Annotated in this window: 15 protein-coding genes; 14 read left to right on the forward strand and 1 reads right to left on the reverse strand. The window is 60.8% G+C overall.

Annotation, left to right across the window (positions count from 1 at the left end; all coding sequences use genetic code 11):
• Nucleotides 1–42: 42 nt before the first annotated feature.
• From H3V09_RS01025 to H3V09_RS01065, 9 genes are all read left to right on the forward strand, one after another.
• Complete coding sequence (locus tag H3V09_RS01025) at nt 43–1,638, forward strand: spermidine synthase (protein WP_232339323.1); 1,596 nt, start codon at nt 43–45, stop codon at nt 1,636–1,638.
• 109 nt (nt 1,639–1,747) lie between these two features.
• Entirely contained in the window at nt 1,748–2,677 is a 930-nt protein-coding gene (xerD, locus tag H3V09_RS01030) for a site-specific tyrosine recombinase XerD (protein ID WP_198190652.1), read from the forward strand.
• Nucleotides 2,678–2,722: 45 nt separating this feature from the next.
• Nucleotides 2,723–3,562: a ParA family protein gene (locus H3V09_RS01035; protein ID WP_046322744.1), complete on the forward strand. Its 840-nt coding sequence runs from the start codon at nt 2,723–2,725 to the stop codon at nt 3,560–3,562.
• Complete coding sequence (locus H3V09_RS01040; RefSeq protein WP_198190653.1) at nt 3,559–4,362, forward strand: segregation and condensation protein A; 804 nt, start codon at nt 3,559–3,561, stop codon at nt 4,360–4,362. Before H3V09_RS01035 ends, H3V09_RS01040 begins: the two co-directional genes overlap by 4 nt.
• Nucleotides 4,359–5,021: an SMC-Scp complex subunit ScpB gene (scpB, locus tag H3V09_RS01045; RefSeq protein ID WP_198190654.1), complete on the forward strand. Its 663-nt coding sequence runs from the start codon at nt 4,359–4,361 to the stop codon at nt 5,019–5,021. The genes H3V09_RS01040 and scpB overlap by 4 nt, the downstream gene beginning before the upstream one ends.
• 114 nt (nt 5,022–5,135) lie before the next feature.
• Nucleotides 5,136–7,055, forward strand: a complete 1,920-nt coding sequence (gene typA / locus H3V09_RS01050) for a translational GTPase TypA (RefSeq protein WP_198191097.1) — start codon at nt 5,136–5,138, stop codon at nt 7,053–7,055.
• A gap of 71 nt (nt 7,056–7,126) precedes the next feature.
• Entirely contained in the window at nt 7,127–7,591 is a 465-nt protein-coding gene (locus H3V09_RS01055; protein WP_121913676.1) for an alcohol dehydrogenase, read from the forward strand.
• Nucleotides 7,588–8,574 (forward strand): prephenate dehydratase domain-containing protein, encoded by a 987-nt coding sequence (locus H3V09_RS01060; RefSeq protein WP_198190655.1) that lies wholly within the window; start codon nt 7,588–7,590, stop codon nt 8,572–8,574. Before H3V09_RS01055 ends, H3V09_RS01060 begins: the two co-directional genes overlap by 4 nt.
• 65 nt (nt 8,575–8,639) lie before the next feature.
• Nucleotides 8,640–9,677, forward strand: a complete 1,038-nt coding sequence (locus H3V09_RS01065) for a prephenate dehydrogenase (RefSeq protein ID WP_198191098.1) — start codon at nt 8,640–8,642, stop codon at nt 9,675–9,677.
• Here the strand turns inward: H3V09_RS01065 and H3V09_RS01070 are convergent.
• Complete coding sequence (locus tag H3V09_RS01070; RefSeq protein WP_198190656.1) at nt 9,667–9,939, reverse strand: DUF6725 family protein; 273 nt, start codon at nt 9,937–9,939, stop codon at nt 9,667–9,669. The genes H3V09_RS01065 and H3V09_RS01070 overlap by 11 nt on opposite strands.
• An 84-nt stretch (nt 9,940–10,023) precedes the next feature.
• Between H3V09_RS01070 and H3V09_RS01075 the strand changes: the two genes are divergently transcribed.
• The 5 genes from H3V09_RS01075 to H3V09_RS01095 all read left to right on the forward strand — a co-directional run bounded on the left by H3V09_RS01075 (nt 10,024) and on the right by H3V09_RS01095 (nt 17,612).
• Nucleotides 10,024–10,989, forward strand: coding sequence for a tyrosine recombinase XerC (locus H3V09_RS01075; RefSeq protein ID WP_232342041.1), 966 nt, complete (start codon nt 10,024–10,026; stop codon nt 10,987–10,989).
• Between the two features lie 137 nt (nt 10,990–11,126).
• Entirely contained in the window at nt 11,127–12,806 is a 1,680-nt protein-coding gene (locus H3V09_RS01080) for a peptide ABC transporter substrate-binding protein (RefSeq protein WP_198190657.1), read from the forward strand.
• A 227-nt stretch (nt 12,807–13,033) separates the two neighbouring features.
• Complete coding sequence (locus H3V09_RS01085) at nt 13,034–14,704, forward strand: peptide ABC transporter substrate-binding protein (protein WP_198190658.1); 1,671 nt, start codon at nt 13,034–13,036, stop codon at nt 14,702–14,704.
• Nucleotides 14,705–14,833: 129 nt separating this feature from the next.
• Nucleotides 14,834–16,495, forward strand: coding sequence for a peptide ABC transporter substrate-binding protein (locus H3V09_RS01090; protein ID WP_198190659.1), 1,662 nt, complete (start codon nt 14,834–14,836; stop codon nt 16,493–16,495).
• A gap of 190 nt (nt 16,496–16,685) precedes the next feature.
• On the forward strand, nt 16,686–17,612 hold the full coding sequence (locus tag H3V09_RS01095; protein ID WP_110412669.1) for an ABC transporter permease: 927 nt from the start codon (nt 16,686–16,688) through the stop codon (nt 17,610–17,612).
• Nucleotides 17,613–17,631: the final 19 nt, after the last annotated feature.

The raw sequence follows: 17,631 nt of genomic DNA on the forward strand, positions 1-17,631 counted from the left end.
CGGTCGCGGATCTTTCTCTATGTGACGGAGTTCTTTTCTGGCATGGCCGTCATGGCTGCCGAGCTGGGGGCCTCTCGTCTGCTGGCTCCTTACTTCTCGTCTTCTCAGATTGTATGGACCATCATCATCGGGACCATCATGATCGCCTTGGCCCTGGGTGCCGTCGTCGGCGGCCGCTGGGCCGACAGGAATCCAGACCCGGACAGGCTCTACCTGTGCATTATGGCTGCGGCCGTCTGGATCGCCCTGATTCCTTTGGTCGGCAAGTATCTGATCATTCTGGTTTCGGGACTGCTGATCGTGGCTGTTTCCACCAACTTCCTGGTCCTGGCGGCCTTTATCTCCTGCCTGATCATCTTTGTTCCGCCCCTCTTCCTCCTGGGCACCATCACCCCGGGCCTGGTCAAGAGCGCCACCGATTCCCTGGACGACAACGCCTCGGTGGTCGGCCGGCTCAGCGCCTGCAATACCGTGGGATCCATCCTGGGCACCTTTCTGCCCACCTTTGTGACCATCCCGGCCGTGGGGACCTTCGTCACCTTCCTGATCTTCTCCGGAATACTGCTCCTAGTGGCCTTGATCTACTTTCTTTCCTCCCACGTGCATCGCCTGGCCTGCTTCATGGCCACGGTGGCCTTTGTCATCTCGGCCGCCCTGTCGCCGATGACGGGGTTCGCCTTCTGGGAGAAGGGTCTGGCATATGAGGGCGAGTCCATCTACAACTACCTGCAGGTCAAAACCCTAGCGGATAGAACCATCCTTTCCACCAACGTCCTCTTCGGCGTCCAGTCGGTGACCATGAAGCACCCCGGGATGACCGGCATGTACTACGACACGGCTTTGGCAGCGCCGCTCATGGCCAATCAGGCCCGCTCGGCCCTGATCCTGGGCATGGGGACCGGGACCTACGCCCGGCAGCTGAAGCGGTACTATCCGCGGATGGCCATCCAGGGGGTGGAGATCGACCAGTCCATCAGCAACCTGGCCATCAAGTATTTCGACCAGCCAGCTGATGTTCCGGTTTCCACCTATGACGGCCGAGCCTGGCTGGCGGCCAGTCGCCAGTGCTACGACCTGATCATGGTCGACGCCTATCAGGACATCACCATACCCTTTCAGATGAGCTCCACCGAGTTCTTTAGCCTGGTCAGGAACCACCTGAATCCTGGCGGGGTCATGGTGGTCAACATGAATATGATTGACGACGGTCAGAGGTCCATCAATGCAGCCCTGACCAATACCATTACCAGGGTCTTCGGCTCCGATGCCATCCTGACGGCCGATGTGCCTCAGACCACCAACCGCGAGCTCTTTGCACGTCGCCCCGCTTCCGAGGATTTTTCGGGAGCAGGAGGGGATAAGAGGGAGGCCATGAGGGACTATCCGGGTTCCGACCTACTGGCGCAGGCCGCTGCCAGGGTCAGCCCTGATCCAGACCTGTCCGAGATGATGAAGCAGGTCAGCTCCCGCCTGAACACGGTTGGGGAAGTAAATGGGAGGGTATTGACTGATGACAATGCGCCAGTGGAGCTGCTTGGCATGCACGCCATTGACGGAATCATCAGCAGGGAGGCCGGCCCCTATCGACGGATCCTTCAGCAAGAGGGGATTCAAGGACTGATCCGGGATGTTTCCTGAGATGCCGCCGCAATCCCAAGCACGTTGGAAGTACGGGAACAGGGGAGTGGAGCGTTAGAATATGCCCTAAAGACCAGCACTGATGAAGAGAACCGGAGGTTAAGCAGTAGTGGACGGTGATCATCAGGAGGGGCTGACTGCATTGCTGGATCAGTTCCTGGCTTACACCGGTCTGGAGCGGGGTCTTGCCCCCGCCACGGTCAAGGCTTATAAGTCCGATCTTATTATGTACATCAACTGGTTGTCCGGCCACGGCATCACCAGCATGGGGCAGATCCAAACCGCCGATGTGGAGGGTTTTCTGGCCCACCTGGCCGACGAGAGTCCAGCCAGCCGCTCACGGAGGATGGCCGCTGTTCATGAGTGGCACCGGTTCGCTCTCAAGCAGGGAGTGACCGACCAGGATGTTTCTCGTACGGTCAAGGCTCCCAAGGGCACCTCGGCCCTGCCGGATGTGTTGGACGTGGACCAGGTGACCCGGCTGCTGGATGCGGCTGCGATGGGCGGGTCCAAGGATCCAGTGGTCCTGCGGGACAAGGCCCTGCTTGAGTTCATGTACGCAACCGGCTGCCGGGTCTCGGAGGCCGTTGGCACCGACCTGGAGGACATGGACCTGGACGAGCGGGTGGTCCGTCTGACCGGCAAGGGCGACAAGCAGCGTCTAGTGCCGATAGGTTCCTACGCTTGCCAGGCCATGGAGGCCTACCTGAATCTGGGACGGGCCAGCCTGTGTGATCGAGCCACCAAGAGCAGGGAGCTGAGGGCAGTCTTCCTTAACAAGCGGGGCAAGCGGCTGACCAGGCAGACCGTCTGGCAGGTGGTCAGGGACGCCGGTCGCCGGGCGGGCCTGAACAGACCTCTGCATCCCCACACCCTGCGGCACTCTTTCGCCACTCATCTGCTGGAGGGAGGCGCCGATGTGCGTTCGGTCCAGGAGCTGCTGGGCCATGCCTCGGTGACCACGACGCAGATTTACACACACGTCAGTCCCCAGGCCCTTATGGAGACCTACCAGACGGCCCATCCCCGCGCCCGCTGACCCGCCAACCCGCGAATGCGGGTGGAAACTTGATAGGGTAGAGGCATGCCTACGGATTTGTTAGGGCGCGAGTATGAGACGTTCGCTGCCCCGGAGCCTTTGAAACAGCACGGCCCGGCCCGTGTCCTCGCCATGTGCAACCAGAAGGGCGGTGTGGGCAAGACCACCTCATCAATCAACATCGCTGGGGCCATGTGCCAGTATGGGCGACGGGTGCTGATCGTGGACTTCGACCCCCAGGGTGCGGCCACTGTGGGTCTGGGCATCAATGCCAACAGCGTGGACAACACCATTTACACTGCCATGTTCGACCCGTCACTGGATGTTCACGAGGTAGTCAGGCACACCCGTTTTGACGGGCTGGACATCATCCCGGCCAATATTGATCTGTCGGCCGCCGAGATTCAGCTGGTTACCGAGGTCGGTAGGGAACAGGCTCTGGCAGCCACCATCCGGCCCCTGCGGCAGGAATATGATGCCATCATCATCGACTGCCAGCCCTCGCTTGGACTGCTGACCGTCAATGCGTTGACTGCCGCGGACGGGGTCATCATTCCCGTGGCGGCCGAGTTCTTCGCCCTGCGCGGCGTGGCCCTGCTCATGCAATCCATTGAGAAGGTCCGTAGCCGCATCAACCCTGACCTGCAGGTTTACGGGGTTCTGGTCACCATGTACACCAAGACCCTGCATTCGGACGAGGTGCTTCAGCGTATCTACGAGGCCTTCAGGGGCAAGGTCCTGCACTCCATCATCAGCCGGTCCATCAAGCTGCCCGACGCCACGGTGGCCGGTGAGCCCATCACTATGTTCGCACCCGAGCACAAGACCGCCAAGGAGTATCGGGAGGTTGCCCGGGAGTTGATCGCCCGCGGCATCGTGGCGTGAGCGGATCAGCGGACGGCTTCGCCGTCGACCTGGATGTCTACCAGGGGCCCTTCGACCTGCTGCTGGGCATGCTGGCCAACCGAAAGCTCTCCCTGACGGAGGTTTCGCTGGCCTCCATCACTGGGGAGTTTCTGGACTACGTACGCACACTGGACTTCAGTCAGGGTCTGGATCAGGCCAGCGCCTTCCTGGACGTGGCCTCTGTTCTGGTAGAGGCCAAGAGCGCTGCCCTCCTGCCTGTGGAGGACGAATCCATGCGTGACCAGGCCTCCATGGATGCCCTTCGTGAGCGTGACCTGCTCTTCGCCAGACTTCTGCAGTACAGGGCCTTCAAGCAGGCTGGACAGGACTTTCGAGCCAGGCTGGCCGCCAACTCGGGCCGCTACCCGCATCCCGGCCATCTGGAGCCCCAGCTGGCCCATCTGCTGCCTGATCTGGTCTGGACCCTGGAGCCAGAGGATCTGGCCCTGCTCTGTGCCAATGCCCTGGTCAACGCTCCGGCCTCCCAGGTCCGTCTGGACCAGTTGCACGTGCCCCTGGTCGACCTGAACAAGGAGGCCGACCAGGTTCGCCAAGCCCTGCTGGCGCAGCCCGGGCAGCCGTTGGCTTTCGCCGATCTTGTCGCCTCCTCCAAGGGCCGGGCGCAGGTGGTGGCCCGATTCCTGGCTGTGTTGATTTTCTTCAGGCAGGAGCTGATCCAGTACCGTCAGGATGGCCCCTATCAGCCGCTCTACCTGCGCTGGGTTGGGCCGACCCAGGAGCCGAAAACTGCCTTGATTAGTGAGGGGGACTTCGCATGAGCCAATCCTCGGCGCCCGACACCCGTCCTGAATACGTGGACTTCGACGTGCAGGACTTTCCCGGTGGACTGACTGCCTGCCTGGAGGCCATTTTGGTGGCCACGGACCGGCCGCTGACCGCAGAGGACTTTTCCCGGGTGTTGGCCGTGGATCCGGGTCCAGTCAATGCCGCCCTGGAATCGCTGGCCGAATCCTATAGCGACCGAGGATTCGAACTGCGTCGGACCGCCCGAGGCTGGCAGCTGACCAGCAGGGCCGCCTACCAGCCCGTGGTGGCGGCTTTCGTCAAGGACGGTCAGACGGCCAGACTTTCCCAGGCGGCCCTGGAGGCCCTGGCCATCGTGGCCTATCGCCAGCCCATGACCCGTGCCCAGGTGGGCCAGATTCGCGGGGTCAACTCAGACGGGGTCATCCGGGCCCTGCTGGTGCGTGGCCTGGTTCGCGAGGAGGGCCTGGACGAGCAGACCCACGCCGCGCTGCTGGTTACCACCGACCTCTTCCTTGAACGAATGGGTCTACAATCCTTGGAGGATCTGCCCTCTCTGGCCCCCTTTTTGCCCGACGAGGACTCAGCTCTGGCCCAAGCACGCCAGGAGCTGTCTGGGCAGCCCGGATCCTCGGATCCTGCCCTGGGTTCTCCCCAGGGCGAGGGGGAGTGAACACCTGTCACGCAAAGCGGTTACACTTGTCTCTGTTTGTCCAATTCCTGGACCACGCCAGCCGGCAGCTAGGCCGGTGGGGGCATGGATAGCATTCACGAGAATGAGGTTTTGATGGCGGTACGCGGCGATATACGAAATGTGGCGATTGTGGCACACGTTGACCACGGCAAGACCACCCTGGTCAACGCCATGTTGCAGCAGTCGCACGTCTTCTCCGAGCGGGAGGAGGTGCCCGACCGAGTCATGGACTCCAACGACCTGGAGAAGGAGAAGGGCATCACCATCCTGGCCAAGAACACCGCCGTCAAGTACACAGGCCCCCTGGCAGCCAAGCTGGGCGAGCCCGACGGCATCACCATCAACGTGGTGGACACCCCTGGCCACGCTGACTTCGGCGGCGAGGTGGAGCGTGGCATCTCCATGGTCGACGGCGTAGTCCTGCTGGTGGACGCCTCCGAGGGGCCTCTGCCCCAGACCCGCTTCGTCCTGCGTAAGGCCCTGGAGGCCAAGCTGCCCGTCATCCTGGTCATCAACAAGACCGACCGTCCTGATGCCCGCATCTCCGAAGTGGTCTCAGAATCCACCGATTTGCTCCTGGGCCTGGCCCAGGACGTGAGCGAGGAGGGAGTGGACCTGGATCTGGATTCCCTCCTGGACCTGCCGGTCATCTACTGCGCTGCCAAGGCTGGTAAGGCCTCCGTCAACCAGCCCGCCGACGGCGCTGTGCCAGACAACGACGATCTGGAGCCTCTCTTCGAGGCCATCCTGAATAACATCCCCGCCCCGGAGTATGAGGAGGGCGCCCCCCTGCAGGCCCATGTGACCAACATTGACGCGTCCGATTATTTGGGCCGTCTGGGTCTGGTACGCATCTACAACGGCACCCTGACCAAGGGCCGCCAGTACGGCCTGTCACGTGTGGACGGATCCATTGAGAACTTCAAGCTGACTGAGATCCTGCGTACCAAGGGCCTGCAGCGCTCCCCAGTGGACGAGGCCGGCCCTGGCGACATCGTGGCTGTGGCCGGTGTTGAGGACATCATGATCGGCGAGACCATCGTCGACCAGGACGATCCGCGCCCCCTGCCTCTGATTCACGTTGACGACCCGGCTGTCTCCATGACCTTCGGCACCAACGACTCGCCGCTGGCCGGCACTGAGGGCAAGGACCATAAGCTGACCGCCCGCATGCTCAAGGACCGTCTGGACCGCGAGCTGATCGGCAACGTCTCCATCAAGGTGCTGCCCACCGATCGGCCCGACGCCTGGGAGGTTCAGGGCCGTGGCGAGCTGGCCCTGGCCATTCTGGCTGAGCAGATGCGCCGCGAGGGCTACGAGCTGACCGTAGGTCGTCCCCAGGTGGTCACCAAGACCGTGGACGGCAAACTTCAGGAGCCCATGGAGTCCGACACTATCGATGTGCCCGAGGAATACATGGGCGCAGTCACCCAGCTCATGGCCGATCGCAAGGGTCGCATGGAGACCATGACCAACCACGGCTCCGGCTGGGTCAGGATGCAGTTCACTGTGCCCTCCCGTGGCCTCCTGGGCTTCCGCACCGCCCTGCTGACCGCCACCCGCGGCACCGGCATCTCCTCGTCGATCTCCGCTGGCTACGCCCCTTGGGCAGGTGATATCAAGACACGGCAGAACGGATCCATGGTTTCCGACCGCTCCGGCAAGGCCAGCCCCTATGCCATGCAGAAGCTCCAGGCCCGCGGTGAGTTCTTCGTCAAGCCCCAGTCGCCCGTCTACGAGGGGCAGATCGTGGGGATCAACAACAAGCCTGGCGACCTGGACATCAACATCACCTTGGAGAAGCACATGACCAACATGCGTTCCTCCACCGCCGACGTGCTGGAGACCCTGACTCCGCCCATCGACATGAGCCTGGAGGAGTCTTTGGACTTCGCCAACGATGACGAGTGCGTGGAGGTGACACCCGAGTCCATCCGCGTGCGCAAGATCATCCTGGACAGGGATGCCTGGTATAAGTGGAACGCCCGTCAGCGCAGGGCCAACAACAAGTAAACCTTTTCTCACAATCGGATCAGTGCGACCCGGCGGCCCCACGGTGACCGGGTCGGACTAGTCTTGAATCCATGAAGTCTCAGGTTTCCAAATCCAAGGACCAGACCGTCTCCCATTCGACGGGGGAGTCTGACAAGGCAAGTCCATTCCGTTGTTTGCTGGGCCTGCCCATCGGGCTGGCGGTGGGCGTGCTGGGTACTCTGGTCCAGCGTTCCGGAGCCGCTCAGGGTCTGCCTTGGGGGATGGTCCTGGCCTATCTGCTGGTGGCCCTGGCCGCCTGGTGGGTTCGTTGCGATAGCGGCACCATGGGCCTGGCCCTGCATCTGGTGGCCTCCACGGTCACGGTCTGGCTGCTCTCCATGCGGGGGCCGGGCGGCGATGTGCTCATGCCCTATGCCAACTTCCCTACATTCTTTGCCAAGTATGCGGTCTTCCTCTGGATGGGCGGGCTGGTCCTGATCCAGACCTTGGCCATCTGCCTGCCGGCCTCCTGGTTTTCTGACGGCCCCCTGCGTCGTCAGGGGCGATCCGCATGAGTCAGGCTCTGTCAGAATCACGGGCGACTCTGCCCGATCGTATTCCTTTGCACTTCCTGGGACCCGAGGGGACCTTCACCCATCAGGCCGCCCTTGAGGTCACCAACCTTATGGAGACAAGGTTGGGCTGCCAGGCTGATCTGAGGCCCTGTACGGATGCAGCTGCCATTGTGGCCGCCGTGGAGGAGGGCCGAGGCTGGGGAGTGCTGGCCTGGGAGAACAACGTGGAGGGCCATGTGGTGCCCAACATGGACGCCTTGATTGATGCTCAAGCGGTAGCGGGCTTCGGCATGGTCCGTCTGCCCATCGTTTTCGACGCCTTCGTCCGGTCCGACCATGGCCCCCTGAGCCAGGTCGGCGCCCACCCTCACGGACTGGCCCAGTGCAAGGGCTTCATCAAAGAGACCGGCCTGAAACCGGTGACAGCCAACTCCAACGCTGCGGCCTGCCGTGATCTGGGCCCTGATCAGGTGGCTCTGGGTCCGCGCATCTGTGGGAGCCTCTACGGGCTGGAGACCTATCGGCGTGAGGTGCAGGACTATCAGGGGGCCCGAACCGATTTTCTTCTGTTGGCTCCCCGGAATCAGGCCGCCGGGCTGGCACGCCGCCTGGCGCCGGGCGGGGATTTCGAGTCCATCATCACCTTTATTCCCCTGAATACGGGGCCGGGCGTGCTGGCGAACCTGTTGGACCGTCTGCGCGATGCAGGCTTGAACATGACCTCATTCATGTCCCGGCCCATCAAGGGGCACGACGGGACCTACAGCTTCGTAGCCAGCATCGACGCCGCACCATGGCAGAAGGGTCTGCATCAGGTGTTGGACGACCTGCTGGAAAGGGGGGACTGGCTCAAGACACTGGCGGTTCATCCGCGCACCCCGCATCCAGCCCCACCCATACGTGAATGGATGCTGCCCAGGGCGGGGGCCTTCCGGAGTGAGGACCCCGATTCCGAGACGATCAGCAAGGAGTTGTTATGGTAGATGAATCCGCGTCTTTCCCACATATGGACCTGTCTGGGCCCGAGCACATGCACCCGATAGCGGGCATGGCCGCCTCACCAGTGCTGACATCGGCCCACAAGATTGCCGTTGCGGGCCTGGGTCTGATCGGCGGATCGCTGGCTCGACGCCTGGCCGCTCGGGGTCGATTCGTGATTGCCTGGAACCATAACGACCGTCCCTACGAGCAGGCCCGCAGCCAAGGGATCCATTGCGTGGACACCTTGGAGGAGCTGGCCAAGGGCAAAGCAGACGTGCTGGTACTGGCCACACCCTTGCGTGCCATGCCCGACGTGCTCAAGGCCTTGGCGCCGGTGCTGACCTGTGGCACCACCTTGACCGACGTGGGCAGCGTCAAGGGTCCGGTCCGCAGGCAGGTCGAGCAGGCAGGTCTGGCCGATCGTTATGTAGGCGCCCATCCCATGGCCGGCAGCGAGGGCTCCGGCTATGAAGACTCGGACCCTGCCCTGCTGGAAGATGCCCTCTGGGCCCTCTGCGTCGATGAGCGTACGGACTACAGCCGCTTCCTGACCGTAGCCGATATGGTCACCCAGGGGCTGGGGAACAGACTGATTGCTCTGGACGATGCCACTCATGACCGGGCTGCGGCACTGATCTCGCATATGCCTCATGTGGTGGCCACCGCCCTGGCCAACATGCTGACGAGATCGTCTGACCGTCGTGTGGCCTCGGCTCTGGCGGCCGGATCCTGGCGGGACATGACCCGTGTAGCCCTGACCGACCCGGAACGGACCCGGGCCATGGTGGAGGAGAACGCCGACCAAGTGGCCGATCTTCTGGATGTTCTGGTCGAGAATCTGCAGGGCATAGCTTCTCTTTTGAGGGACCAGGAGCCAGAGGCCGATGGAAAGCGTCAGGACTTCTTCCTTCAGGCCGATCCCTTCCGGCGCTACAGGGCAGCCATGGTCGACCAGGAGCAGATGTCCGCAACCGATTTGGAATTGGATCCGCAGGAAGGCAACTGGCGGCAGGAGCTGCTGGATTCGGCCTTGCGCGGCGAGCAGGTCTCGGCCTTCCTGACGACCAGCCGGGCCCGGGTGCTGCACCCGCCGGTCATCGACTGAAATTCTGAGGGTCCGGGCGAGGTGAACGGCGTTCCGGGACCGGCTTCAGTGCCACCATGTCTTCTGCTTGGAGGGTCACGCGCTCCCCGGGACGCGATCCGTTGGCCGCTGGATCCCTGTCCAGGATCAGCCGCCGTCCGTTCCAGTCAACCACATGCCCTATGTAGTCGCGGAACTTGGGCCTTCCGTCTTCCGGGTCTGGCCCCAGGGCAATCCTGACCACCAGCCGCGTTCCGGCCGGTATGGTTGCTGGCAAACGCATGGCCATCCACCTCCTGAATCAGTATCACCTGCGGCTGCGACGAGGGCGAAAGCGCCTAGACTGTATTGCACATACTGCATGGAGATGAAAGGCAGCCAAGCGAAGGGAGTGCCCGCAGTGGACCAGGATTTGCAGGACTTCACCGACTATCTTTCCCGGGTGGCAGGCAAGAGTCCCAACACCGTGCGCTCCTACCGGGCCGACTTGGCGGGCTTTCTGCACCTGATGCATCTGCATGGCATTGATGACCCCTCGCAGATCGATCTGGCCACTATCAGGTCCTGGCTGGCCCACGAGGCATCGACCCACGCCCGCTCGACCATGGCCCGAAAGACGGCCGCACTGAGGTCCTTTTTTGGCTGGCTGAGCCGGCACGGCCGGATCCAGGCCGACCCCACCCTGGCCCTGAGCAGTCCCAAGCAGTCCGAGCACCTTCCACGGATCCTGACACACGATCAGGCTCGCACCCTGATGGATACGGTCGACCATAGTTCGGTTGAACCCCAGGAGAATGAGAAAGTTCAGGCGGCCCTACAGGTGCGTGATGCCGCCATGCTGGAACTGCTGTACGCCACGGGTATGCGTGTTGCCGAGCTCTGCGGACTGGACTTGGATGATGTGCACCAACACAGCCGCACTGTAAAGGTCCTGGGCAAGGGTTCCAAGGAGCGGGTTCTGCCATATGGTCTTCCCGCCGATCGTGCGCTGGATCGCTGGCTGGGGGAGGGGCGGCCGGTCCTGGCGGGTGCAACGGCCAAATCGGCCCGCAAAGCAGGTCAAGCCCTCTTTCTGGGTCAGCTGGGCGGCAGGGTTGGCCAGCGGCAGGTCCGCAAGGTGGTTCATCAGGCGGCTGGTAAGGCCGGGGTTCCCGACATAGCCCCCCATGCCCTTCGTCACTCGGCAGCCACGCATATGCTTGATGGGGGAGCCGACCTGCGCGAGGTTCAGGAGATGCTGGGTCACTCCTCCCTGCGGACCACCCAGCGTTACACCCACGTCTCCATCGAGCAGCTGCGGGCCCGGTACAGGCAGGCTTTTCCACGGGCTTGAGATTCGGCAAGTGAGACAAGACTTGTCTTGGGAAACATCCTGGTATCAGAATGTGGCGTATCGCAGCCTACACGTCAGTCAGGAACCTTCGAAGTGTACGCGCGACATTGAGAACCGGCAAAAGGGGAGCAGTAGCAATGAAAAAGGGCTCAAAGCTAACGCTCGTATCCGCAACCGTCTGTGCCTTGGCACTCTTGGCCAACGGCTGTGGCAGTGGCAGCAGCGGTACCAACACCGAGGGTGCCGAGCAGTCGTCCAGCACCCAGTCCAGCAACAACGCCGTGGTCTCGGTCCACGGATGCGAACCGGCCCAGCCGCTCATTCCCAGCGGCACGGCGGAGAGCTGCGGCGGGCAGGTCGTTGATGCCATCAACTCCAGACTGGTCCGCTTCGACGACCAGGGCAAGGCCCACAATGATCTGGCCTCGGAGATCAAGGGCAACGATGACATGTCCCAGTACAAGATCACCCTTGCTAACGGACGCAAGTTCTCGGACGGCACTCCTATCAACGCCAAGTCCTTCACCAGGGCCTGGTCCTGGGCTGCCAATGTGAACAATGGCCAGCTGAATGCCAGCTTCTTTGCCAACATCAAAGGCTTTGAAGATCTGCAGAAGCAGGGTGTGCCTGCGGATGCCCAGTTCTCCGGATTGAAGGTCATCGACGACAAGACTTTCACCGTGGACCTCATCTCGCCCTCGTCCACTTTTCCCATTCAGGTGGGCTACGGCGCTTTTGCGCCGCTGCCTGAGTCCTTCTATAAGGATCCCAAGGCCTACGGGGAGAACCCGGTCAGCTCGGGTCCCTACAAGTTTGAGTCCTGGCAGCACAACGCCATGGTCAAGCTTCGCAAGAACAGCGATTACGGAGGGGAGGTCAAGGTTCAGAACGGCGGCATCGACTACAAGGTCTACACTGATATGGGTTCGGCATATTCCGATGTGCAGGCAGGCAACCTGGATGTGATCGACAGGATTCCCACCTCTGCTGTCAAGACTTTCATGACCGATAGCATGGTGCAGAGCTATAACGAACCCGGTTCCGGCCTGCAGATGTTCACCATCCCCACCGCCATGGAACACTTTGGACAGGATCAGGAGGGTCATCTGCGCCGTCAGGCCATCTCCATGGCAATTGACCGCAAGATGCTGATTGACAAGGTTCTGGGCGGTCTGGGTGTGCAGCCCACCGACTTCACCGCACCGACTATCCCAGGCTATGCCAAGCACCTCAAGGGTTCCGATAATTTGAAGTACAACGCCAAGAAGGCCAAGGAGTACTGGGCAAAAGCTGATGCCATCAGCAAGTGGCCTGCTGACAGGAGCTTCCGGATGCTCTACAACGCCGATGGCGGTTCCAAGGACTTCTATGACGGCATGGCCAACTCCATCAAGAACACGCTGGGCATCAAGGCCGAGGCCACCCCTGTACCCACCTTCAGTGAGTTCCGTGGCAACATCAAAAAGCGCCTTTACAATGATGCGGCCTTCAGATCCTCCTGGTCGCCTGACTATCCCTCGCCTGAGAGCTACCTGATGAGTAACTTTGCCAGCTCTGCGGCCGATGGCAACGGATCCAACGACGGTGACTACAAGAATCCGAAGTTCGACTCGTTGCTGAAGCAGGCTGCCATGGCCAAGGACACCAATGAAGCCAACAAGTTCTTCCAGCAGGCCGAGGAGATTCTTCTGCAGGACATGCCTGCGGTGCCGCTCTACAACCCCACCAACAATGGTGCGTCCGCCAAGAAGGTCCATGGGATGCGTCTGGGCTGGGACGGTTATCCGATCTTCGCGGAGCTTTCCAAGGACCAGTGATGATTGCGAACAGCCCTATGTGCGCGAGAGTTTCTGTCGAGCAGCTACGGGCCTGAGACCGGCTAATGAGATGAGACTTGCCTTACGAAACATCTTCGTACCAGAATATGGCGTATTGTGGCTTACACGTCTGTCAGGGATCTTTGAGGTTCGGTCATCCTAGTGTCCTTGGTTGGAGACGTTATGTTGACACTCAGCAAATTATATAAATATAGGGAGCAGCAGCAATGAAGAAAGGTTCACAGCTTACGCTCGTGTCCGCGACCATCTGTGCTTTGGCGCTTTTGGCAAGCGGCTGCGGTGGTGGTTCAGACACCAAGGGCGCACAGCAATCGTCCAGCAGCCAGTCAGGCAACAATACCGTCGTTTCGATCCATGGGTGCGAGCCTGCCAAGCCGCTCATTCCCAGCAACACAGTTGAGAGCTGCGGCGGGCAGGTCGTGGACGCCATTAACGCCAAGCTTGTCCGCTTCGACGACCAGGGCAAGGCCCACAATGATCTGGCTTCGGAGATCAAGGGCAACGATGACATGTCCCAGTACAAGGTCACACTGGTCGATGGGCGCAAGTTCTCGGATGGCACTCCCATCACAGCCAAGTCCTTCACCAAGGCCTGGTCCTGGGCAGCCAATGTGAGCAACGGCCAGCTGGGCTCCAGCTTCTTCGCCAACATCAAGGGTTATGACGATCTGCAGAAGCAGGGCGCGCCCGCGGACGGGCAGCTGTCCGGCCTGAAAGTTGTGGATGACAAGACCTTTACCGTGGATCTGAGCTCGCCCTCGTCCACCTTCCCCATCCAGGTGGGTTACACCGCCTTCGCGCCGCTGCCTGAGTCCTTCTATAAGGACACCAAGGCCTATGGGGAGAACCCGGTCAGCTCGGGTCCCTACAAGTTTGAGTCCTGGCAGCACAACGCCATGGTAAAGCTCCGCAAGAACACCGCCTACAAGGGCGATGTCAAGGTCCAGAATGGCGGCATCGACTACAAGGTCTACACCGATGTCGGTTCGGCATACTCCGATGTGCAGGCAGGCAACCTGGACGCGATCGATACCGTCCCCACCTCGGCCCAAAAAACCTTCATGACTGACAACTTGGTTCAGGGCTACAACAAGCCTGGTTCCGTTCTGCAGATGTTTACCATCCCCACCGCCATGGAACACTTTGGACAGGATGAGGAGGGCCACTTGCGTCGTCAGGCCATCTCCATGGCTCTGGACCGCAAGATGCTGATTGACAAGGTTCTGGGCGGCCTGGGGGTGCAGCCCACCGATTTCACCGCGCCGACCATCCCTGGCTACTCCAAGAATCTCAAGGGCTCCGATAATTTGAAGTACAACGCCAAGAAGGCCAAGGATGCTTGGGCCAAGGCCGATGCCATCAGCAAGTGGCCTGCTGACAAGAGTTTCCAAATGGTCTACAATGCCGACGGCGGTGCCAAGGACTTCTATGACGGCATGGCCAACTCCATCAAGAACACGCTTGGGATCAAGGCCGAGGCCACTCCCGTACCCACTTTCAGCGAGTTCCGTGGCAACGTCAACAAGCGCGCCTACAAGGATGCGGCCTTCCGGTCGGCCTGGTCACCCGACTATCCTTCTCCTGAGAGCTATCTGTTGAGCAACTTTGCCAGTTCTGCGGCCGATGGTAACGGGTCCAATGATGGCGATTACAAGAACCCCAAGTTCGATGATCTGCTAAAGCAGGCAGCCAAGGCTAAGGACACCAGTGAGGCCAACAAGCTTTTCCAGCAGGCTGAGGAGATCCTTCTGCAGGACATGCCTGCGGTGCCGCTCTACTACGCCAATAACAAGGGAGCGTCTGCCAAGAATGTGCAGGGATTGACTCTGGGCTGGAACAGCTATCCAAACTTCGCGGAGTTAACCAAGAAGAAGTGATGATCGTGCCGGAAACGGCATAATCCGTCGTCGCTGACCCGGCCGGATCCACACCAAAGCGGATTCGCGCCCGGGTCTTATGTACTGGCAGCGGATTCGGGAAACCAACTAAAGGAAAGAGCAGTATATATGAAGAAGCAATCGGCCCTGACCATTGCTGGCGCTGGACTGTGCGTCATGGCGCTCACGCTGGGCGCCTGCGGCGGTTCCGGCGGATCCGACTCCTCAGCCAAGGGGACCAACGGTGGTAGCTCGGATGCCATCATCTCGGTCTTCAACCCGGAGCCGGCCAATCCACTCATCCCCAGCATGACCAACGAGGTGGGCGGCGGCAACCCCATCGACGTCATGTTCTCCAAGCTGGTCCGCTTCGACGACAAGGGCAAGCCAGCCAACGAGATCGCCAAGCAGATCAAGGCCAACGAGGACAACACCCAGTACACGGTGACCATCAACGACGGCTGGAAGTTCTCGGACGGCACCCCGGTCACCGCACAGTCCTTCACCAAGGCCTGGTCCTGGGCATCCAGCATCGCCAATAAGCAGCTGGGTTCCAGCTTCTTCGCCAACATCAAGGGCTATGACGATCTACAGAAGGATGGCACCCCTAGTGATGCCCAGTTGTCTGGCCTTAAGGTCATCGACGACAAGACCTTCACCGTGGACCTGACCTCGCCCTCGTCCACCTTCCCCATCCAGGTGGGCTACACCGCCTTCGCGCCGCTACCTGAATCCTTTTACAAGGACACCAAGGCCTTCGGCGAGAAGCCGGTGACCGTTGGACCCTACAAGTTCAAGTCCTGGGAGCATAACAAGTCCATTAAGCTGGTCAAGGATCCTTCATACAAGGGCGGCGTCAAGGTCAAGAACGGCGGCGTTGAGTTCCGCGCTTACACCGATGCCACAGCAGCCTACCGCGACGTTCAGGCCGGCAACTTGGACGTGCTGGATACCCTGCCTGCCTCGGCTCGCAAGATCTTCCAGACTGACAACACGGTCCAGGCCATCAACGACCCGGGCTCGGTCATCCAGATGTTCACCATTCCTACCTACATGAAGCACTTCGGCCAGGATCAGGAGGGCAAGCTCCGTCGCCAGGCCATCTCCATGTCCATCGACCGGCCAACCATCATCAAAAAAGTGCTGTCCGGAACCGCCAAGGAGGTCCACGACTTCACTGCCCCCGTCATCCCCGGCTATTCAACCAGCATCAAGGGATCCGACGTGCTCAAGTACAATCCGTCCAAGGCCAAGGAGCTCTGGGCCGAGGCCAACAAGATCTCCCCATGGAGTGAGGGCGACACCTTCAAGATCGCTTACAACGCCGATGGTGCCCACAAGGAGATCTACGACGCCGTCACCAACTCCATCAAGAACGCCCTGGGAATCCAGTCTTCGGGCAACCCTCTGCCCACCTTTAGCGAGTTCCGCTCCAACGTGCAGAACCGCAAGTTCACCGACTCGGCCTTCCGCTCCGGTTGGCAGCCTGATTACCCCTCGCCTGAGAGCTATCTGTCCAGCAACTTCGCCAGCTCGGCCGCCAACGGCAACGGGTCCAACGACGGCGACTACAAGAACCCCGAGTTCGACGACCTGATGGACAAGGCAGCCTCCGCCAAGGGTATTGACGAGGCCAACAAGATCTATCAGCAGTCCGAGGAGCTGCTCTTCCGTGACCTGCCCGCAGTCCCGCTCTACTACCAGAATTCCAACGGCGTGGCCGCCAAGAACATCAAGGGATTCTCCTTCAATTGGAAGGGTGTCCCCGCTTACTACAACATCAGCAAGTGAGGTGGCGGGAGCCTGAATCCCGCACCTTAAAACTGACACCGCCCGGGCCGGCGCGGAAGGATTTACTCCGCGCCGGCCCTGGTGTTCTTACACCCCTGTTGAGGTGTGCTGGTAGACTCAAACAAGAATTTTTGCGGCGGCCCCGATCCCCATGCCGATCCCGGTCGCGGATGACAAAGGAGAATAGCCGATGGGAAAATATCTTCTGCGACGTATTCTGCAGATGATCCCCGTCGTTCTCGGCACGACACTGCTGATATACGCGCTGGTCTTCGCGCTTCCTGGTGACCCTGTGGCCGCCATGTTCGGGGACAAGCCGGTCAATCAGGCCGTTGCCGCACAGATACGTTCGGAATATAATCTCGACAAGCCCTTCATCGTGCAGTATGTGCTCTTCCTGAAGAACGCGCTGACCCTGAACTTCGGCAACACCTTCGCCGGTCAGCCCGTGATCAGTGTGATCGGCAGGGCCTTCCCGGTAACCATCAAGCTGGCCTTGATGGCCTTCGTCTTCGAGGGCATCTTCGGTGTGATCTTCGGCATCATCGGCGGCCTAACCAAGGGCAAGTGGTCGGACAACATCATCCTGGTCCTCTCCCTGCTGCTGATTTCGGTGCCTACCTTCGTCACCGGCTTCATCCTGCAGTACCTGTTTGGTGTCAAATGGCATCTGCTGCCAGCCACGGCGGGAGCCAATCCGGGCTTTATTGATCTGCTCATGCCGGCCATCGTGCTGGGTTCGGTATCCATGGCCTCCATCATCCGTCTGACCAGAACGGAGATCACTTCCAACATCTCTGAGGATTATGTACGCACGGCCCGGGCCAAGGGCATGAGCAACCGATCCGTCATCGTCCGGCATGTATTGCGCAACTCCCTGATTCCCGTAGTCACCTACTTGGGTGCTGACATCGGTGGACTCATGGGCGGGGCCATGATCACCGAGCGCATCTTCAACATCCAGGGCGTGGGCAACACCCTCTACCAGGCCATCCTGAGGGGCGAAGGCACCCTGGTGGTTTCCATCGTGACCATTCTGGTCCTGATCTTCGTCATCACCAGCCTCCTGGTCGACCTGCTCTACGCAGTGCTCGATCCGCGAATCCGGTATGCGTGAGGGAGAGGGACCGACTATG

The sequence above is a fragment of the Bifidobacterium sp. M0399 genome (assembly GCF_016100595.1).
In the GTDB taxonomy this organism is placed as follows: Bacteria; Actinomycetota; Actinomycetes; order Actinomycetales; family Bifidobacteriaceae; genus Bombiscardovia; species Bombiscardovia polysaccharolytica.